Source organism: Waddlia chondrophila WSU 86-1044, from assembly GCF_000092785.1.
Taxonomy (GTDB): Bacteria; Chlamydiota; Chlamydiia; order Chlamydiales; family Waddliaceae; genus Waddlia; species Waddlia chondrophila.
Window position 1 is genome coordinate 1,740,871 of the sequence record NC_014225.1, and the last position, 21,715, is coordinate 1,762,585.

General features: G+C 44.0%; 12 protein-coding genes. 6 read left to right on the forward strand and 6 right to left on the reverse strand.

All coding sequences use genetic code 11. The features are described from left to right. Positions 1 to 22: 22 nt before the first annotated feature. From WCW_RS07910 to WCW_RS07920, 3 genes are all read right to left on the reverse strand, one after another. Entirely contained in the window at positions 23 to 10,957 is a 10,935-nt protein-coding gene (locus WCW_RS07910; RefSeq protein ID WP_013182691.1) for a coiled-coil domain-containing protein, read from the reverse strand. Between the two features lie 106 nt (positions 10,958 to 11,063). Beyond that, positions 11,064 to 12,089 (reverse strand): S66 peptidase family protein, encoded by a 1,026-nt coding sequence (locus tag WCW_RS07915; RefSeq protein ID WP_013182692.1) that lies wholly within the window; start codon positions 12,087 to 12,089, stop codon positions 11,064 to 11,066. Between the two features lie 76 nt (positions 12,090 to 12,165). Beyond that, the gene (locus WCW_RS07920) at positions 12,166 to 12,495 is read right to left on the reverse strand and encodes a YidH family protein (protein WP_013182693.1); all 330 of its coding nucleotides are present in this window, start codon (positions 12,493 to 12,495) and stop codon (positions 12,166 to 12,168) included. Positions 12,496 to 12,595: 100 nt separating this feature from the next. Here WCW_RS07920 and WCW_RS07925 point away from each other — a divergent pair, with 100 nt between their 5' ends. The 6 genes from WCW_RS07925 (at position 12,596) to WCW_RS07950 (ending at position 19,978) form a co-directional block, all read left to right on the forward strand. Further along, complete coding sequence (locus WCW_RS07925) at positions 12,596 to 13,366, forward strand: FKBP-type peptidyl-prolyl cis-trans isomerase (protein ID WP_013182694.1); 771 nt, start codon at positions 12,596 to 12,598, stop codon at positions 13,364 to 13,366. 67 nt (positions 13,367 to 13,433) lie between these two features. Continuing rightward, a complete protein-coding gene (locus WCW_RS07930; RefSeq protein WP_013182695.1) occupies positions 13,434 to 14,474 on the forward strand; it encodes a S49 family peptidase in 1,041 nt (346 codons plus the stop codon). A gap of 3 nt (positions 14,475 to 14,477) precedes the next feature. Next, a complete protein-coding gene (gene polA, locus WCW_RS07935) occupies positions 14,478 to 17,129 on the forward strand; it encodes a DNA polymerase I (RefSeq protein WP_013182696.1) in 2,652 nt (883 codons plus the stop codon). Continuing rightward, the gene (coaE, locus tag WCW_RS07940) at positions 17,123 to 17,734 is read left to right on the forward strand and encodes a dephospho-CoA kinase (RefSeq protein WP_013182697.1); all 612 of its coding nucleotides are present in this window, start codon (positions 17,123 to 17,125) and stop codon (positions 17,732 to 17,734) included. The genes polA and coaE overlap by 7 nt, the downstream gene beginning before the upstream one ends. A 162-nt stretch (positions 17,735 to 17,896) precedes the next feature. Next, entirely contained in the window at positions 17,897 to 19,123 is a 1,227-nt protein-coding gene (gene rho, locus WCW_RS07945; protein WP_211259911.1) for a transcription termination factor Rho, read from the forward strand. A 15-nt stretch (positions 19,124 to 19,138) separates the two neighbouring features. Then, on the forward strand, positions 19,139 to 19,978 hold the full coding sequence (locus WCW_RS07950; protein ID WP_013182699.1) for a hypothetical protein: 840 nt from the start codon (positions 19,139 to 19,141) through the stop codon (positions 19,976 to 19,978). 8 nt (positions 19,979 to 19,986) lie between these two features. Here the strand turns inward: WCW_RS07950 and obgE are convergent, their stop codons facing one another. The 3 genes from obgE to rplU form a co-directional block, all read right to left on the reverse strand. Beyond that, entirely contained in the window at positions 19,987 to 20,973 is a 987-nt protein-coding gene (gene obgE, locus WCW_RS07955) for a GTPase ObgE (protein WP_013182700.1), read from the reverse strand. A 101-nt stretch (positions 20,974 to 21,074) separates the two neighbouring features. After that, entirely contained in the window at positions 21,075 to 21,320 is a 246-nt protein-coding gene (gene rpmA / locus WCW_RS07960) for a 50S ribosomal protein L27 (protein ID WP_013182701.1), read from the reverse strand. Next, the gene (rplU, locus tag WCW_RS07965) at positions 21,320 to 21,703 is read right to left on the reverse strand and encodes a 50S ribosomal protein L21 (RefSeq protein ID WP_013182702.1); all 384 of its coding nucleotides are present in this window, start codon (positions 21,701 to 21,703) and stop codon (positions 21,320 to 21,322) included. The genes rpmA and rplU overlap by 1 nt, the downstream gene beginning before the upstream one ends. Positions 21,704 to 21,715 lie beyond the last annotated feature (12 nt).

Here is a 21,715-nt window from a genome sequence, read left to right on the forward strand (position 1 = left end):
TGGAGCGGCCCTTTAGCGATGATTAAACAACCTCCTCCAACGCGTGTTGGAAATCTGAATATTGGAACAGCTGCTTTCGAATCGGATGTTCTGCGAGAATAAAATCTCTTGCAAACTGTGCCATATAATCAACTCCCACATTTTGCGCCCGTTCAGCAATGACTCCTTTCTCAGCTTCCGTGTAATGGATCTCGCCATTGACCACTTTTGCTTGTGTCAACAACTGTATGAACTGAGGATTTTCCTCCAACTCACCTTTGTCAAAATGATTTGCACCCTGCACAGCGACTGTTTCATTTGTCACATCGTAGACGGCAATCTTACGCTTTCTTTCAGCGGCATCTTCAGCACTTGTCTGCTCATAATCATCTTGTAGGCGGCGTCTAAAATAGACGCTATCATTCTGATCAATCAGCATCATCTGAAGCTTTTTCCTGCCCTTTTTGTCTTCATCCTGAATCACCAGAACGTTGAACACCGGCTTTTGCTCCTGATCAAACGGTTTTTGCTGAGACTGCCTCCAACTTGGCGTATATTGAGCATAATAGTTATTGCTGGCAGTCAAGCCGGGTGAGAAAAAGCGGGCTCCTCTTTTTGCCCTCTTCGGCAAATGAATCCCCATCACATCGCTTACCTTGTAGGAGCAATTGGATACATACTTGACATTTCGGCCTGCGAATGCCCGGTAAGCAACGAAGACCAAACCTGCAACAAGGAGGGCACTGCCCACACTAACAATAATCGGCCAAGCAACTCCAAAAACAGCAGCAGCAGTTGCAGCTAATGCGGTTCCTGCAACAACCAATCCCGCTCTAAACAGAATTTTTGCCACAAGATTTTTAGGCTCAAGCTTAGACAAGCTGTTTGCCAAACGGCTGAAGAAAATTGACTTGCGATAAGGTTTTTCCCAACCAGGCTCAAACAATTTGATGCGCTCAGACCATCTGGAAGGAGTTCTAAGTGTCAACTGGTTCCATCGTTGCTCCTCTGCTTGGACTTCCACTTGCTGCTCAGCCTGTACCTGTACTTCCACTTGCGTGCCTGTATCAACCTTAGAAGATTTTACCCGATCAGGGAGTGTGACCCGTTCATTAGCATCAAGAGCTTTCCATTTCCTGCTGTAACGACCCAGGCGATTTTTCAAAATGCGCCGCTGCGATCGGGAAAAACCTCCCATTTTACTTGCGCGGGCCTTCGTACGCTTCAAATGATCGTCTAAAGCCTCTTCCGGACTCTTGTCTGTAGCCATCTCGGCGTAAAGGGCCCAAGGGTCGATGCTGTCATCTGTCACAAGTAAAGATTCAAACTTACTAAACAGCCTCAACGCTTTATCTACATCCGGATCCACATCGCGAATCGTGTCTTTCTGCCCCTCGCCTCTATCGCCGGTCTTCACGCCAAGCATACGATGGATTGCAGGTGAACGCAGCTCGTTATCCATTTGCTGCAGGAGCGCCTGATAGTTTTCTTTAGCTTCCTGCTTTGCAAGGCTGCCAACCCATTGATTTAAGAGATCGCCAATATTAGCCTCTTTTCCATCAAATAAAGAGCGGTAATCTTCCGGCGTCATCATCACTTCCATGCCTTGGTCAAGATGCCACTGACGCATACGCCCAGCTCCCTGCCCAGCTTTGTTTTTGTCCGTGCTGCAGCTTCCATCCTTATTATTATTGACCAGAAGCAGAGCAGAAGCTGTTTCATCTTGGACGGTATCGGATCCGAAGCAGCGAGGCTGATCGAAAATCGTTATCATCTTCGCCGGATCCATCTTTGCCACTTTTGGATCTGACAAAGTCCCGGTCGAGACTTCCATCACAACAAATTTTTCTTGATCGACATCAAAGTACTGGATCGCTTCAATTGGGGAACCGGTTTCTTTAATCTTGTTTTGCAACCGCTCAGCAACAAATGTATTGGACAATCCACGCAACAAACCTCCTGCATCGATGATGCATTTGATATGGTCTTTGTTAAGCACTGTCTCAATTGCAGAATCTAACACCTCTTTAGGATTCGATCCTCTAGCCCGGTGTATCTTACTGGGGTGATTCACCTTCTTCAAGAATAAGTGCAAGACTTGCCCTTGCGTTCCTTTCATCGGAACCCAAGCCGTATCGGGGCCGAGAGTCGCCGGATCTTGCGGCGTTGCAGACAACGACAATGAGGATCCAAACATACTGCGCAAATTCTGCGGTGTACTGACAAGCGTTTTTTCATAAAGCCTTAACTGTGGAACGATAATATTACGCACATAGTAGAAAATCGCATCTTGGTTGCGCTGAAATACAGGGAAAAGCTTGCGCATATCCTCTTCTTTCAATTGCTGCAGCGAATACCCATTACCTGCAATGATTCTAAAAGCTTCATTCGCCCTCGTGCTGGAAAGCGAGCCTGTCGTCTGAGCTTCCATCCGTTGTTCAGACTGCATCTTCTTGATCATCTTCACGACCTGCTCTTCTTTCAACCCCTTATGGAGATAAGTAAGATAGGTTTTGACCATCGTCTCATGCGGATTTTTAAACTGGGACGGACTCGTTTCGTTCTCCTTGGGAGTATTTGAACTTGCATAAGCGATCGCATATTCCTTTCCTTTGTCAAAGTGCAGAATGGACAGTCCATAACTCTCATCAACATATCCTTGCATACTGCTTTTCAAGATCAAAGACAACATTCCCTTAATTAAAGCAATCCGCTTCGCACTGGGATGCTTCCTGATCCAACGCGGAACCTCATCCGTTCTCCCACAAACAAAATTCAAAAACTCATCTCTATTATTCTCAAGAGAAAATTTTTCGGCGAAACTTTCTGCCAGCCGATCAGCAATTCGACGATACTGTTCATCAGTGATCTTTGCTTGTTTGTTCTCTGCAACCTGTGCAATTTTGCTGATCTCTAAATCTGTGACCATCAACCGCATCATCTCCTCAAGAATATCTACTTGATACGTCTCCAAAGTGGTCGATTCACCGATCGTATAGATCAATTTATTGGTGAAAGGATTTAAGTTAACGTGCGATTCATCAATTGTTGCCCATCCATAGACAGAGATTGCTCTCAAAATTCTAATAAAATAGGTGATCTCTTCACGCGCCTCCGCTTTATCTGCCTCGCTAAAATTACCTGACTTGTCCTGCTGCTTATAATCATACAAGGACATCAGGAAATGCAGCTCCAATGCTTGCAAGGTTTCAGCGCTGAAATTAATCGGCCTTCCTTCCTCAAAATTTACCTGCAGCTCTTCGTAAAGCGTTCTGAGGGTCTGCACCGTAAACTCGGAAGATCGTTGGAAATGGAAACGGTCTGCTTTGCCTCCAAAGCTGTTTTTCATCTGTGCTAAGATATCCTCAGCATTGATCTGCTCGATCGTTCGCGGATGGACATTCAACACTAGATGCTCTCCAGCCATCTCATGATCGCGGGTCGGCACATAATTTTTAGACTTGCCAAATCCAGTAGGAGCTTCCATCAAAATCTCAGGATCGGTCATTTCACCTGTCTTATCAAGGGTAAGGATCTGCTGCTCCCGGTAGAGATAGCCGTTTGCATACTCAAACCAAAGCCTTCCCATATCTTTTCTTGAAAGCAAGGTGTTTTCGCCTTTGAGATAATGCCTTTCCAACCTCATCGCTTCCAAAATATTGGTGTAGTAAATTTTGCGCTTCGCTTCAGACTTTGCTGAAAGCCCTTTCTGCACCTTCCCAATCACAAACCGAATCTGATTGAGGCGGGTTGACTTAATCAGGTAATCAGCAACTGCTTTCATTAACATCTTTGCTTCAGCATCATCAAGACCGGTCTTTTCCTGAAAAATTTTCCAGTCACCCTCAAGCGTGAGCGCCCTTAAATCATCCCAGGTTAGGTCTCCTTTCTGCCCTGCTCTATTGAGCAGAACCTTCAACTTCGCCTGTTCATTAGAATCGACTGCACGGTTAAGCTGCCAAAGCAACACTTGCTTCTGATGAGTCAAGGAAACGTTCAACATCTGTTCTTTTTCAGCTAACTCTTCGAGTAGATCTTTAAGATCTTTATCTGCCTTGAGTTCAGCATGCTCTCTTGGCTTGCGAACTTCCTTGCGATACTCGTCCAAAGCAGCTTTTTCTGCACCAAGCTTAGACTTCACAAGAGGATCATCCTCGTTATCCACATTCCAATCCGGACTTCCTTCTTCGTCCGACAGGGCGACATTAAAGTATTTACCAACTAAACCTTTGAAATAATCATTGAATACCCGATCAATTTCTTGTAACTCACTTCTGTCTACATCCAGAGCTTGTCTTGATCTGGATGTCTGGCCATTCGAGAAGATATCACGCACTTTGTAATCGTGTTTGTACAGAAACTTTTTTCCCTGCCAATATAGCTTCCAAGCTGCCGATAAGGCATTGAAAATAGGTTTGACGACATGTTCAATCACTTTCCACAGATTGCCAGGCAGAATCGAAGCGACCGTTGCCTTAAATTTCGCTTCCATCTGTTCAATAAAATTTTCTGCTTCTCCAAGCTGTTTAGTAGCCTCAATGGATTCTTTTTCAGCTTGAATACGAGCTGCTTCTGAAATTTTTAACGCTTTTCCAGCGTCTTGCAATTTAGGCGAAAGTTCCCGACACCGCGTGATCCTACTCTCAATATCGCCAATTTTTTCTTCCGTTGAGCGAACGGTTTCTTCATCTCTTTTTTTATCATCTACAGCCCACCAACCTGTATACGCATCGTTGTCCAAACGTTTTTGCGCAGCTTTTTGGGCCTTTTCTGCCAGCTGCTTGCATTTATGCAAAACTCTGATACGCTCTTTGAAAGGGAAGGCCTCCCGCCTATTTTCCGATGTACAAGCAATAAGCCATCTGAATGCTTTTCCTATCCGCTCGAATAATCCACCAGAGCGAGAAGCTTCGTAGTAAAATTCCGCGTTTTCAACCAGATCTCTTTCCTCTAGTTCGAGCTGATCGTACTCTTCCTGTTTCTGATCACAATCATTATCGGCTTGCCAAGATGCCTGTGTTTTCAGGGCTGCATTTTCCCGAGCATTTTTTAGTTTTTCTTGTCCTTCGACTCTCCACTCACGGATGATGCCGTTTAATTTTTCCAATGTTGGATAACGGCCAGGTTTCGCAAGCACCATCTGGATTAAGCGATGCTCGCCCGTATTTAAATGAGTGGCAAGATCAACTGCTTTTTGCAACTTGGCTTTCTGCTCGTCTGTTCCTGAGCGGGCCGTGTAATAAAGAATAAGAAAGTTCTCTTTCCAATAAGCCTCATTTTTGCTTAAGACATTCAAACAGTCCCCGATCTGCCCTGAAAAGGGGATTTCCAAAGAGATTCCATCTTCCCCCAATGTTTGTAAAAATAATTTTTGGATATCCTCTTCGCTAGGAATCGGTTTGATTTGATCAGCGTTTTGAAGTTGCTGCAGATTTGGCAGCGATGGCAATGTCACCTTTCTTGAGCCTAACTTCCCTTCCTGTTTGGAAAGGTCGTGGTAACGATCACCGATTCTTTTCTCCAAAATTCCCATTGAAAGAGTGGGAAGCATTCTCGTTTTAAACCAGGATTGAGCTTTGTCAATCATTTGGTTGAAGAAATTTCCAGACAAATCCTCCGAGCTTTGGACTTTATTCATTAAATCAAACTTCTCTCTCAGCTTTTTGTGAAGAATTTCAACAAATTTGCGCTCCTCTTCATCCGACAACTGAAACATAGCTGCATCGCTGCTGCTTTCCCTATATTTGTCATAAGCGGCGATATACAGCATTTCATCATTGAAAAGCTCCCAGATATTGTCCGGAATTTCTTCTACAGGCGCTTCTTCCTCAGCCGCTTTAATCTTTGGATATTTAAGGTTATTGACCTCCTTGACCAACAACATCTTGACAACAAGAGCATTGGATTCAGGATGGTTATACTTGCTCAGAATTGCCATGGCAGCATCTAATAACTTGACTTCTTCTTTTGTCAGAGCTCCGAGAGGATTCAGTTTCTCTATAAGCTTCTTGATTTTCGAAAAGTCCTTTTTCTTAGCAAGCATCATCACTTGAAGCAGCTGCAGCTCTATCGAAGAAGATGCGATATCAAAAGAGGTGATGCCATCAGACTGGACTTTGTCCACATCGAATTCATACCACTCCAATGGATCATCGCTTAAACTAAGCTGTCCATCATCCGATTTCGGAACAAGGATTTTCCTTTCACCTGATCCGTTGATCAAAGTGACGAAAGGAACTTTAGAATCCAAACTCTGAACAAGGATCGGAAGTGTTAAGGAAAAACCGGGGAAATTTTGGCAATGAACAGGAAAGAGATCAAATATCTCAATGGACAATTTAGCCCGTTCGATTTCGTTATCCTTATTTCCAACAATGTTTTCACTAAGTTGCCTTAGTTGTTCCTGTTTTCTGGCGAATTCCATTCCTTTAGAAGCTAGCTCTTCCATTTTGAAGTCAAAAGATAACCCCAGACGTTTGAATTCAGCTGTCGTCTTTCTTCCATCAGGGCTCTCCCAACATTCAATATATCGAAGATCTTGCTCAAGCAGAGCCAGGGGGGTGAAAAATTCAGAAAAATCGGACAAACTTCTCTTAACAGCCCCGTCTTTTGAACGGGTGATTTTTTCAACCTCTCCTTTGCCATCAAAGTCAATTGTATAGGCTTTTTTGCCATCTTTAAAAACAAGCAATTTGCCGCTGTCGCTAACCCAGCAAATGACATCTTCATTGAAAATTGTAGGCATTTTCTCAATGAGGTTCTGAGGAGTTGGAACATAACGGTAATTTTTTCCATCAATCAAACGTGTCATTTCAACTGTGGTTCCATTATCGTAAGAAGAAACCGTCACTTGCTCCTTCTTATTAGGGAACAGTGTATATGTCCAGTCGTTGCGCTTTTTACACATGTCGCTACTGAAAGAGTGCGGATACACACGCCTAATCATTTCATTATCAGTGATCCAGTTAGGGGTTGTCACAATAGGCTTCCCCTCGATCGTCACAAGGCCTGTATAGATGTTGATTTCATATTTGTCGCAACTAAAATTTCCTTCTCCATGATTTTTCCAGATCGCATGCTCATCTAGATCAGCTTCAGAATCCGCGATCTTAATAGCATAAGTGAGATTTTCGTAAGAGAGATCTTCTTTTAATAAATGTTGATATTTCAGCAACGCAGCCCTTTCCGTCGCTTCATCCTGTCGAGAGACAAAAACCGACTCCGACTGTAAATTTCGACTCACACGCAAACTTAAGAGATCCCTAATGATTGCCTCTTGATCGACAACTTTGTCGTCAGCATGAAAGAGCACTAAAGTGCGGTACGCCTTCAATTGCGCAGCCCTATCCTTAGAAAAACTTGGAATGAGCTCGTTAAGAATAACATCTCTAAAATCGGAAAAACCTCTACCATCGCCATTGATTTCACAGGCTGCATGCTTAAACTGCTCTCCCAATCTAATCATCGCTAAGCACGTATCAATATCATGAAGTTCTTTATAGTGGGTGACAGCAGCACGAATGAATGCATTAATTTTATGCGTCAGTTCTGGATTATCGCGAAGCTGAGTATGAATTCTGTCCGGCCGGAAAAGCAAGACACGCACATACTCTTGAATGGCAGGATTTTTGATCAGATCCATGTTCTTCCCTAAAAATCCGATGATACGGCTGACAGTATCATAAGGGTCGATAGCCAGCATTCGTAATTCTCTTGACAAACCGATATCCAGCCCAAAAAACTCCGCTCTGGAGACCATTGCCTCATTCTGCGTCATCTTCCGCTCACGTTCTTCTTCAATCAGAGTGGCTAAGCTGCGTTCATCCATCCAATTATTCGACTGAAAAGCTGGAGATCTTCGCAGATTTCTTTTGAAATCCTGAGGACAATCCCTCAAAATTTCTGAATCAACCCCTCTTGGGTTGTTTCCATCAAGACCGGTAAAGGCCACTTTAGCAGTGATGGAGGTTCGTTTATTTTGTGCATCTAAAGGCAATGGACTCCAGTTAGCAATGAATTGGAATTTGATCCCTTTGTCCTTTAAATCAAAGCCGACAGAGTCTTCTAAGATGAGATATCTGTTTCTCAACATCGCCTGAATCACAGCATCCATTTCTTTTGGAATCAACCGACGGCCTTCCTGATCAAACAGCAAACAAGCCAACTGGTCGACAACAGAATCAGTTGGGAAGTGCCCAGGATGTACAGGTTCTACAGGTTTGCGAAGAAATCCTAGACGACGTTCGATCTCTGAAAGTGCTTGGTTTAAAGGATACAGCGCATCTTCCATATTCTCTTCAGCATGATGCAACCGTTCAGCAACAGCATAGGGATCATTAAAGTTAGACTTTAATTCATCGAAAAGGTTGTGTTCTTCCTGACTTATTTCCCCTGCAAAAACGTATCCTTGTCTAAGAACCTGAAGATTTCTTAATCTTCCAAGCTTAGTTCGAAAATTTCGTGAAGCAATCGCATCGAGATTTCTGTCGTGCCTTTCCTTCGTCCTTTCGATTTCTCCTTTTTTATCTCTTTTCTGCCGTTCAAAATTTGCTTTATCAGTTTGGTAACGTGTTAAATCTCTTTCATATCGTTCTATATTATTTTCATGCTCTTCATCATATCTTTCGTTTTTGTCTTTAATAATCTGGAGAACACCTTCTCTAACGCCATTAACTTCAAGCATTTTCTCAAGATACAGCTGGTCCTGGGTCTTACCTTTCGATTCGTTGCTCAGCTTCATTTGAAAGGGCTGGACATAATGTTCTGCATGTTCAGAAAAAGAAAAAAGCGCTTGAGTATCGCTGATCAGATCGCTCTTCTCCATGGAACGGGTGAGTTCTTCAATGTTCCATTTTTTATCGAAATAACGCATGAAAGGGTGTATCTGTTTTCTTAATCCATGATGTTTAACAACAAAGTGAATAGAACGCATTTCCATAAGGAAAGGCAAGTAGCTAAATGCTCCTTCTTCAACTCCATACTTGGGGCTTTTGGAAGCAAGCTTAAGCTGCAGCGCCTGCAGCATCAACATCATCAGTGTCGTCTCTGGAGAATGTCCTTGAAAGGACTCGCGGAAGCGAGGTTTGCATCTTGTTTCAAGAGTTGCAAACGACTGAATCAAAATGGAGAACTCCTCCATGATTTGAAAGCATTCCTCCGCCTGCTGTTCCGTCAATGTTCCCCAGAAACCGTGATCCCCTCGTTCCGGTGCAGGCAGCATAGCAATGGCGTTTCCTAAGGAATGATCAAACTGATCGAAAACTGCCCGTCTTTCCGCTTCACTGGCAGGTTGGGAGAAAATCGAAGTTCCTGACCTGTACGAAAGCATCGGATCCTTTTTGAGTTTGCGATACTGATCTTGAAGCAACTTTAAATTCTTTCTTAAAGAATCAATTTGCTTTTGTTTGTCCCCGACATCTTCTGAAAAGTTTAGAGTACCATTAAGCTCAGCCAAACCTCTTATCATGTTTTCAGCAGGGGTTTCCTTTGCCTGTTCCTGTGATTGCGGTAAATTCAAGTCATCATCAAAACCTATCATGTGCATTTTTGGAGGAAGATGAATTGGGCCGAGATCCTCCTCATCTTTAAATTTCGGCTCGATTCTCTCCCACAAGAGAGCTCTTGCCAACACCTCCTGGTCTTCCAAAGAACTCACTTCTTCCATCTGTACGGGACGTGATAAAATACCTTTTAATTGTTGAATAGAGGCAAAAAAGGCCTCTAATTGTTCTTCAGTAATCGCTTTTTTTTCTTTCAATTTCCCGGCAGAACGCACGAGATTCGTGAGCAGATCCTTCAAAAAAATCTTCTCTTCTTCGGAGACATTATTCCATGCGCTGTCGTCTTCAATTTTTTTAACATAAGCGAAAAACAGCTGCGTCTGAAGAAGAAATTTGATTTTTTTATAGCGTTTGACAGCTTCTGTGCAGTCTTTGTCAAAGCCGAAAAATGGATCCAAAGACATGTAGTAGAGAAGAGCGGAAATCGATTGAAAGGAAGGATCTTTATCTTGACTATCAAAATATCTATACACTTTTCTATAGAAAGCATTTTCCGTATCACTTGCCTTCAGCCGCTTACCATCAACATATTTGGGAAGAGACTGGAAAATCATCTTCCTGCTGTTTTCAGATTCAATGACGGAATTTTTGATTAACGCCTCAAAAAACTCCAGGTCACCTAGCCGCTCTTTATTTTTAGCTTCAAAGGAAATGAATTGCTGAGTCTTGAACGTTTCCGTTCTTTTTCCTGTTAAAGGATCAAGAGAAACTTGCCTGACAAGATCTTGCCGCTCCCGATCATCCTGAGATTCAAGATTCATTGCTGATTCAAGCCCCGTAAGATAAGGGGAATGGATTCCATTGACTTCGATAATAGAAAAGCCGTGATCTTTATCTACTCTGACGACTTGAGAATATTTTCCTTCTCCATTCATGACAGGGAAATAGACAACCTTATCAGCTTCCAGCCGATCTTTCAATTGGGCGGCAAAATCGGAAATCTGCTCTTCCAAGTTCCCTTCATCTGAGGTCCTGATTCGGTTTAACTCTTCAGCAATTTCTCTGGAACTTTGAAGCCCGATATGAAGGCGATCAAGCTCTTTTTTATCAATTCCCCATTCGTTGAGCAAGTCATCATTATCTGATAACAATTTGAGAAAATCCGACATAAAAATTAGAGGATCCTGGCCAATAGGAGCGATGTCGCGTTCTTTCAACACGCCTCCAAACGGACCTCCGCCTCCAAAGCGAAGCAGCCCACTCAATCCCAAATCGGCAAGTTTTTTTTCAGCCACTTCATCCCCTAAAGGATGTCCTTTTTTCAACCATGAATGTTCTTCAATAGAATGCTCTAGATGCTCCTGTTCCTCCAGCATTTTCTTCTGAAGCACATTAGCGACAGGATTGGTGCCGGAAGCTTTAAAACCAAGAATAGAACGGATGTCGAAGCTGGGAGTTTCAGGGGTTAAACTAGACATGATAATATAGACCTCTAATATTCAAAATTAAAACAAGAGTATAACTGAAAAAGTTAAAGCTTGTATTAAGAGAGTTGTTAAGAAATCGTAAAGAACGCAGAAGGAATCATTGAGAAACTGGTTCTTCCAGAATTCTTAGCGTTTTTTTCGTCGCATCCAACTCTGCCATGGCATTAAGAGGCAAAGTCGCCTGATCATTCACATGGCCTGAAGGAAACCCCATCAATACCGGATATCTCACATGGGCAAAATAATCTCTAAAAACATGCTCTAAAGAGAGGGATTTATCCGGACGTTTGCCGCTGCAACCTCGCCAGCTGCAGAGAATGACGCCTGCCGGTTGTTCAAGCAAGCCGGCCAATTTTAACTGGCTCAGCATGCGATCAATTCGATAAGGCTGCTCTTCAACCTCTTCCAAAACAAGAATTTTCCCCGAAGTGTCAAGCTCCCAAGGGGTACCAACCAACGAAGAGACAAGCGACAGAGTGCCTCCAACTAGGCGCCCTCTAGCAATTCCTGGGCTTAACGTCATCACATTTTGGTCTTTTGCAGGGTAATTATTGGGCATGGAGATTAGGTAGCCTCCCGGAGAAAGGCGATCGGAAGTGATCAGCTTCCAAAGCTCAGCCTCGTTGTAAGGATGATCTGATTTCCAATCTTTCCCAAAAACGCTATTCAAGTTCGGACCAAGAAACGTGATGAGTCCGGTCTCTTTATTAATCGCTGCGTGGAGAGCTGTGATATCGCTCATGCCAATAAAAATTTTTGGATTATTCCTAATGACCCGAAAATCAATACGATCAAGAATTCGCGTGCATCCGAATCCCCCGCGCCAACACCAGATAGCCTTCACTTCCGGATCGATCCACGCTTCCATAAGAGCTTGCGCACGTTCTTCATCAGTGCCGGCTAGATACCCGTAACGAGTCATTAAATTGGGAGCAATTTTCACTTTATACCCCTTTTGCATCAACATCTTGATCCCGCGGGCAACAGTGTCCTGGTTTTCTTCAGGACAAGATGCGGGAGCAATGATCGCAATCGTGTCCCCCTGTTTCAGCTTGGGAGGAGCAACGGCTGACCAAATAGGAAAACAAAGCAAACAACAGATTAGTGTAGAGAAAAGTTTCATTGCCAAATTAAGATAACAAGGGCAGAATTGCAAAAGCAACTTAAAATTAGCCGGATCTGAAAAATAAAATAAGCGACTACAGCCAAACGCCAATGACCGCAAGCAAAGCCACTAAGACAAGCAAGATGCTCAATAAAAGAATCAACGGTATAGGAGCGCCGGCTTTTGTATTTTTTGAGACGATCGCCCCGACATGCACGTAGCGCTGAGCGCCCAAAATGAATGATAAAACACTGAACAACAACAGCGACATAGAAATGGCACGAATCACAGGATCGGGAATCACCCCTCCCAAAAACCGCTCGACTCCAAGCCCGGTCGCTAAAGCCGTCAATCCCGTCCGCACCCAAGCGGCATATGTTCTCTCATTGGCTAAAACGGTGTTGTGATCAGCTTCTAAAGACATAAATCCTTGAATTAAAAAAAAGTTATAAATTTTACTATAGACAAAAACTGAATTTTAATCACTATGAAATCATGATCGGTATATTTAGGGAGGGATAAACATGCAGACTCAAGCTTCAAAATATTGGCGGTCTTGTTGCACCGCTGCAACCGTTTCTCTCATCCTATTCTCAGGATGTGAAAAAAAAGATGAAGAAAAGCATTCAGTCAATGAAGATGAAATAAAAAAAATTTCAGAAACAATGGGTCACTATGTCATCGAAAATCTCAATGCGCAAAGCTTAACACTGGATACGGAAAGTTTTATTAAAGGGATCGAAGGAGCCAAAGCGGGTCAAGAACCTCCCTTGTCGAAGCAAAAATTTCTGGAGCTGCTAGCAAATTACCGAAAAAAAGCTTTCGAAATGAAAAGCTCGGAAAATCTCAAAATGGCTGAAGACTACCTGGGAGACAATAGCAACTCTCCAAATATCGTTGTTCTAGAAAAAGGAAAGCTGCACTATCAACGATTAAAGCCCGGCAATGGAGAAACTGTTTCGGAAACGAGCACTCCTCTTATCCAATACGAAGGCAGGCTTATCGACGGCCAAGTTTTCGACAGTACAGGAAAACGGGGAAAACCAGCCGAACTGCCTTTAAAATCAACGATTCCTGGATTCAGAAAAGGGATCGTAGGCATGAAAGAAGGAGAGAAACGGCGTTTATTTATCCATCCTGATTTAGGCTATGGGGAAAATAGCCGGCTGCCGCCAAACGCGCTGCTGATTTTTGATGTAGAAGTGATCAAAGCAGACGCAGCTAAAAAAGAAGCAAAGGCTCCACAAAAAGAAACCAGCATGAGCTGGCTCAAACGCTGGGCAGTGCCAAATTAGAATTTGGTATAAATTCAGCACTTCAATAAAATCGACCGTTCAACCCCATAGTTAAAGGTAGCTATCTATGACTCAATCCATCACACGTTCTATCATCCGCTCTTTTCTCTCCGCCCTCTTCAGCGTGCTGGGATTTCTTGCCGGCGTCTTTCTTATTATTGCACTTCTAGGAGCTATGCTCAAAGATAAAAAGGATGGGCTGGAAGCTAAATCCTATTACTCTCCGACAATCGTTGCCAATGCCGATAAGGAAAGAACCGCGGCTTCCGATAACGCTCCTGTGATTTTAAAACTTTCAATCTCCGGATTGATCGGAACCGAATCGCTGAACATGAATACTGTCAGCCAAATTTTGCAAGAGTCGCGCGAAGGATTGTTTAAAAACGATAGAGTCAAAGCCGTGTTGGTTCAGATCAGCAGTCCCGGGGGAACTGTTGTTGATTCCGATGGCATCTACCGAGCACTGAAGCAATACAAAAAAGATTACAATGTTCCCATCTATGGATTTGTCGATGGCCTTTGCGCTTCGGGAGGAATGTATATCGCCTCCGCCTGTGATAAGGTGTACGCTACCGACGTCAGCCTAATCGGCAGCGTCGGCGTTCTTTCTCCCGCGTTTTTCAATTTTACCGAACTCATGGAAAAAGTCGGCGTCGACGCCAAAGTGCTTTCTGCAGGAAAAGGAAAGGACGCCCTCAACCCGCTCCGCCCCTGGAAAGAAGGGGAAGCCGATTCTCTTAAAGCGATCATCGACAGTTATTACAATCAGTTTGTCGATATCGTTGTTGAAAACCGTCCGGACATCAAGCGCACGCATTTGATCAACGATTATGGAGCGCATGTTTATCTGGCTTCCAAAGCACAGGAACTCGGCTATATCGACGGATCGGGCTTCACTTACGAAGAAACAATGAAACTTCTCGCCAAAGAGATGGGGATTGAAGACGACTATTACCAAGTTGTCCGTATGGAAAGAAAATTCGATCTTTCAGACTATTTTAACAACGGGACCATGCTTTTCAACGGTAGAGTGAAACACCAAATCGATCTCTCCCCAAGCTTTGATCTCAATTTAATGAATCAATACCTCTATTTGTATATGCCCTAGGCTATGATGAAAAGACTGTTTATCATCGACGCGTCAGGCTACCTGTACCGCTCCTACCATGCCATACAGAATTTGACAAACGCTCAAGGAGAGTCGACAAATGCCCTTTACGGATTTATCCGCTCTCTCTTGAAATTGATCAAAGATTTCGAACCGAAGCACATGGTTGCCGTTTTTGACGGTCCTAAGGGCACAGAGAGAAGAAAAACCCTTTACCCAAACTACAAGGCCAACCGCAAGGCGATGCCGGAAGATTTGCGTTATCAAATCGAGTGGGCCCAGGAATTTTGCGATCTTCTAGGCATCCCGAAATTGGTTGTTCCTCAAGTTGAAGCAGATGATACGATGGGATCTGTTGCCAAATGGGCGGAGCAAAAAGGAACAGAAGTGTACCTGTGCACAAGCGATAAAGATCTCTGCCAGCTTGTCAGTGAGAAGATCTTTGTTCTTAATACCCACAAAAACAACCTAATTATGGGATCCAAAGAGGTGAAGGAATCGTTTGGTGTTTCCCCCTCTCAAATGATCGATTACCTGGCAATTGTGGGAGATGCTTCCGATAACGTTCCGGGAATCCCGGGGTTTGGAGCAAAAACTGCGGCCAAAGTGTTGGAAGAAATCGGCACTCTCGACCATCTTCTCTCCCATCCGGAAAAACTGAAAGGAAAAAAACAAGAAGCAGTCAGGACATCTGCTGGCACAGCAAAATTGAGTCAAAAGCTGGTGACCATCGACACTTCAATCGATTTTCCTAAAGAGGGCGAATTCTTTGAAATGGCTTTGCCAAAACTCAAAGAGCTGCAGCAATTTTATACCGATAAAAATTTTAATACCCTTTCTCGCGAGCTTAAGCATGAATCGGAAAATGAAGAGCAGCTAGACTATGCCCTAATCGATGACGAGAGTTCGTTGGATCAGCTGATTGAAGTGCTGCAGAAAGAAAAAGAGATCTGCTTCGACACAGAAACGACTCACTGGCATCCTTTAAAGGCAGAGCTAGTCGGCATTGGCTTTTGCATCAAGCAAGGCGCTGCCTGGTATATCCCGATGAACGGAAAGCTTGGGCTGGAAAAAGCGCTGAAAAAGCTCGCTCCTTTATTTGAAAACAGCAGGATCGGCTTTTACGCCCATCACTTAAAATATGATCTTCATATCCTGAAAAATTACGGAATCTCCCTTGCGAATATCTCCTTCGACACCATTTTAGCATCCTATATCCTAACTCCTCATCTCAGACAGCACTCCCTGGATGCCCTGACGTTAGAACACTTTGGCAAAACGAAAATTCCCACTAGCGATTTAATCGGTAAAGGGAAGAATCAAATCACAATGCTTGAAGTTCCGATTGAAAAAGTTTGCGCCTACTGCTGTGAAGATGTCGACTATACGTATCGATTGAAACAAATTTTTGCCTCTGAGTTGAAAAAACGGAAATTGGAACCTCTGCTCTTCGATTTGGAACTTCCCCTTCTCAAAGTACTTAGCAAAATGGAAAGAGAAGGAATTTTTCTGGATGCTCCTATTCTGAAAACATTGGAGAAAGCGGTTAACACTGATTTACAACGACTTGAAAACGAGATACATGCGATTGCCGACGAGCCGTTCAACCTCAAATCGCCGAAGCAACTAAGCGGGATTCTTTTTGAGAAGATGAAAATCCCTCCTCCGAAAAAAACGGCGACAGGGTACTCAACGTCTGCAGAAGTATTAGAAACACTGCAAAACGAATACGCTATCGCGAAGAAAATGCTTGAGTTTCGTTCATTGGAAAAATTGCGCTCCTCCTATATTGAAACGCTTCCTAAAGAGATTAATCCGAAAACCGGCCGGATCCACCCAACCTTCAACCAATCTGTTGCTGCAACTGGAAGGCTCTCTTGTCAAGATCCCAATTTACAACAGATCCCTATCCGCACTCCTCTTGGCAGAGAGGTACGCAAAGCGTTTCGTCCGGAAAAGCAGGGGTGGAGTTATCTGTCAGCCGACTATTCTCAGATCGAGCTTAGGCTTTTAGCGCATTTCAGTGAAGATCCTACGCTCATTTCAGCTTTTGAAAATAACGAAGACATCCACACCCACACCGCGGCAACAGTGTTGAATATCCCTCTTGAACAAGTGACAAAAGAACAAAGAAGGCAAGCAAAAGCCGTCAATTTCGGCATTCTTTATGGTCAGCAAGCATGGGGACTTTCGAAAGAGCTGGGGATCTCCCTCGAAGAAGCAAGCGCTTTTATCAAGACGTATTTTCAGCGTTATCAAAGAGTGAAAGACTTTGTCGAGTCCTGTAAAGAGAAAACACGAAAAACCGGCCGGGCAATGACGATCATCGGCCGCGAACGCCCTATTCCTGAGATCGATAGTAAAAATCCACAGATTCGAGGGGCAGCCGAGAGGCTTGCTGTGAACACTCCTCTCCAAGGAACAGCTGCGGATTTGATCAAGAAAGCCATGATTGTCATTGATGAAAAACTGATGAGAGGGCAACATTTGGGCTTTATGATATTGCAGATCCATGATGAGCTCATCTTTGAAATCCCCGATTTCGAGATCACAGCGATAGAACAATTAGTGATCAGCAGCATGGAGGGAGTTTATCAATTGCGGGTTCCTCTGACAGTAGACGTCTCTATTGGCAAAAATTGGAAAGAATGTTAAGATTGAAGAAAGTAGCCGTTACGGGCGGCATCTCGAGTGGTAAATCACTAATATGTCAGTACTTCAGCGAATTCGGCGCTTATGTGATCGATGCTGATAAGATCGTCCATCAATTACTCAATCCTGATACAGAAATAGGACAAAAAGTGGTCGCTCTTTTGGGTGAGCGCATATTAGACAAACAAACGATCAGCCGCTCCAGAGTTGCCAAGCTTGTATTTCTTAACCCAAGGTTATTAAAGTCTTTAGAGAACCTCCTGCATCCTCTAGTGTATGAAGAGATTAACCGCATCTACAAAAAAGTCGCACATGAGAAAAATCCTCCCCCTCTTTTTGTGGCGGAAGTTCCCTTGCTATTTGAAAGCGGCGGAGAAGCCTACTTTGATCAAACGATTGCAGTTGTCTCTATTCAGGAAAAATGTTGGGAAAGATATCGGGCTTCAACGGGAAACGAAAGGGAAGACTTTAATCGGAGGACAGCCTGCCAATTGCCGCAGCATGTAAAAGCGGAAAAAGCAGATATCGTCATCCATAACGAGGGATCGATAGAATCCCTGAAAAAGCAAACAAAAACAATCTATGAATCACTTAGGCAGTGTACTTAAAAAATGCCTATTAGAATAGGAGATTTCCGTTGAATGGAATCGGAAAAAAATAGCCCAAACGTGGCTTCAGCAGTACCAGAAGAAAAAAAACCTCTTCAAAAAAATGGCAATGAACAGGAACGAAAAGCGGCGCGCACGACAAAAATTTCCGATATTCAACGAATGAATATCGATCAGCTGAACCAATTGGGCAAACAGCTGGGCATCAAGCATACAGGCTCGCTGACTAAGTCTCAAATGGTGTTTGAGATTGTCAAATCGATCTCTGAAAATCCTAACGAGATCCTTTATGGAGAAGGGGTTTTGGAGATCTTGCCGGACGGATTCGGATTCCTCCGTTCGACGAACTATAATTATCTTCCTTCGGCAGAAGATATTTATGTCTCTCCGGCGCAGATTAGGCGCTTCGATCTCAAAAAAGGGGATACTGTCAAAGGAACGATCCGCCCTCCCAAAGAAAAAGAGAAATTTTTCGCTCTTTTAAGAGTCGATACAATCAACGACCAGACGCCTGACCAAGCTCGGGAACGGATCCACTTTGAAAATCTAACCCCGCTTTATCCCGATGAACGGCTTGTGATGGAAACTGCATCTGAAAAGCTGTCGACTCGCGTCCTCGACTTGGCTGCTCCAATCGGTAAAGGGCAGCGCGGCCTCATTGTCGCCCCTCCTCGTACGGGAAAGACGATTATTCTGCAGAACATTGCCAATGCGATTGCAACGAATAACAAAGAGATCACACTGATCGTTCTGCTGATTGACGAAAGACCGGAAGAAGTCACCGACATGCAGAGAATTGTCAAAGGGGAAGTGATCTCTTCAACTTTTGACGAACCTCCCGAGCGTCACGTCCAGGTTGCCGAAATGGCGATCGAAAAAGCGCGCCGTCTGGTCGAGCATGGCCGCGATGTCGTCATTCTTCTTGATTCGATCACTCGTCTGGCTCGTGCATACAACACGGTTCAGCCCCATTCAGGCAAAATTCTAACCGGTGGTATCGATGCAAACGCTCTGCATAAACCGAAGCGTTTCTTCGGTGCAGCACGAAACATTGAACAGGGCGGTTCTTTAACGATTATTGCAACAGCGTTAATTGAAACAGGATCACGGATGGACGAAGTGATCTTCGAAGAATTCAAAGGCACAGGCAATATGGAGCTTGTCCTTGACAGACGCCTTGCTGACCGCCGGCTCTACCCTGCGATCGACCTAATCAAAAGCGGTACACGCAAAGAAGAACTGCTCTACCATCCAAGCGAACTGGAAAAAATCTATCTACTGCGTCAAGCAGTGGCAGATTTGACTTCTGTCGATGCGATGAACTTGCTCCTTGGACGCTTAAAGAAAACCAAGCAAAATGTCGAATTTTTGTTATCAATGAAAGATTAAAAGAGGAATTCAAGAGTGCCGATCTTCCGCACGCTGTTTATTTTGGCTGCCTTAACCATAGGTTTCTGGACATTATGGGAACATCACTCAACGTTTCGTGAAATTGTGCAAACGTATGTGGAAAATGGCGAATTTTTAACACTTGAAGCACGTTATTCCGCCGATCAGATCATGCAAGCGCATGAAAAAGAGTTGATTCCCGATGCTCAATACTCTTATCAAGACCCTGCGCTTAAGTTCTATCCCTATCTATTGATGGAAGTGAAATATACACAGCAGGGAAGAACTCGCGAAGGGGTGATTTTGTGGAGCATGGTGGATGGAGAAATGGTTCTTGACACCGATAGCTGGGAAAAAACGCATGGGTTCGAAGATGCCATCAACGCAGGAGCTAACCGTTCCGATTTTGTCCTAATCAACACATTAGCCAAATATCGAGGTTCGCTCTCTTCAGCACGTCTTCAAAAAGAGCTGAATCTTGATGATCAGGCATTTAATCAGCTGATCGAAAATAGCCGCAAGAAATACTTGATTATCATCCGCGGCAATGAAGTGGCTCTGCACTTTCAAAATCCCAATTTTTTAGTTCCCCCGCAAACACGGATCAACCAATGGCTGGTGACAAAGCCCTATCACCATGCAATAAGAGTGGGAAAGCGCTACTCGCAAAAGCAGATTGAAAAAGTGGCTAAAGCTGCTTTTGGCTACGATTTTACCGTTCGCAGCGCAAAAGAGGTCTTCCTGCCAGTCTACAGCATTGAAGTGCTGAATCCCGACGGTTCAATACTGACAAGTTATTGGAATGCGTTGAACGGACATCGAATAGACAATAAGTATCTCTCCCTTTCACCATAAGGTGAGGATTAGACGCTTTTTAAAGTGTTTTTTAAGTGTTCAACACCTTCGCCTGTCAAAGCCGAAAGCTCAAAAAGAAAAGCTGCATCAATGCGATGCGTTTTGTGAAAATGTTCCAAATGCAGCTGCGCTTCTTCGGAATCGATCTTATTCAACACAACGTAATAAGGCCGATCCAAAAGGGCCGGATTGTATTTGCCGATTTCTTGCCGAAGAACTTGGAAATCCTCCGAAGGGTTTCTTCCATCAATTCCGGAAGCATCCAGCACAAAAATCAGAAACTTAGTGCGCTCAATATGACGCAAAAATTCAAATCCTAGTCCACGATCCAGATGAGCGTCTTTAATGATGCCCGGAATATCTGCAATAAACAAACGGGTGTAATCATTTTTTTCAATGTATCCAAGATTGGGAGCCAACGTTGTAAAAGGATAGGGAGCAATTTTCACTTTTACTTTTGCCAGACTGGAAATTAATGTCGACTTGCCTGCGTTCGGGAAACCAACTAAACCGACATCGGCAATCAGCTTCAACTCCAATTCAACTGCAATCTCTTCGCCAGGTTTGCCTGGTGTGCACTGATTAGGAGCTCGATTTGTTGAGGTTTTAAAAGTGGCATTGCCGCGTCCCCCACGCCCTCCTTTGCACGCTTCCCACCTTTGTTTAGGCTCGGTCAGATCGCAGAGAATTTCACCGGTTTTTGCGTCTTTGACTAGAGTTCCGCAAGGAACTTTTAAAATTAAATCTTTTCCACTTTTTCCTTGCATACGATTCGGGCCGCCTTGCTGCCCGTTCTCTGCTCGAAAGTGGAAGCGTTGACGAAACCATTCCAACGAAAGCAGCTGTTCATCCGCTTGGATGATCACAGAGCCTCCACGACCGCCGTTGCCTCCGGCAGGACCGCCTTTGGGGATGTATTTTTCCCGACGCCAGGCAACAACTCCGTTGCCCCCTTTTCCGGCAGCCAGTTCTATGGAAACGCGATCAGTAAACATAAATAAAAATGCCACGCAAAAAACAAAACAACATCGAAAAAATTTCAAATTGCTTTATTATACAGCGTGGCGATAAAGAAAATAAAAAAGTTGAAATTCAGTTACGCCTTAACGGAGACAACAGTCTTGTTCGTCTTACGGAAATCGACAACTCCGTCGCAAAGAGCAAACAAAGTATCATCGTTTCCTCTCTTGACATTCGTTCCCGGATGCCATTTGGTTCCGCGCTGGCGAACGATAATTGTTCCGGCCTTAATCACTTCCCCATGAGTTCTTTTTACGCCCAGACGTTTGGAAATGGAATCGCGTCCGTTGCGGGAAGATCCTTGTCCTTTCTTATGAGCCATTATTTATCCTCTTCTTTTTTCTTCTTAGGCACAGCTTTTTTGGGAGCAGCCTTCTTTTCTTCGACTTTTCCAGATGAAGCGATATCCGTGATTTTTACGCGGGTGTAGTGCTGCCTGTGCCCCCAATGCTTTTGGGTATGGCCGCGAGGCCTGTACTTCAAGCTGCTGACTTTCGGACCAGCGGAAGTTCCAACCACTTCTCCTTTAACGAGGTAACCTGCGACAACAGGTTCGCCGATTAAAGCTTCAGTTCCGTCGTTAACAAAAAGAACTTCGCTAAATTCCACAGCGGACCCCTGATCTACATGAAGCAATTCCACATCAATCACATCGTCTTTTGCAACGCGATACTGTTTTCCACCTGACTTAATGATGGCGTACATGATTTATCTCCA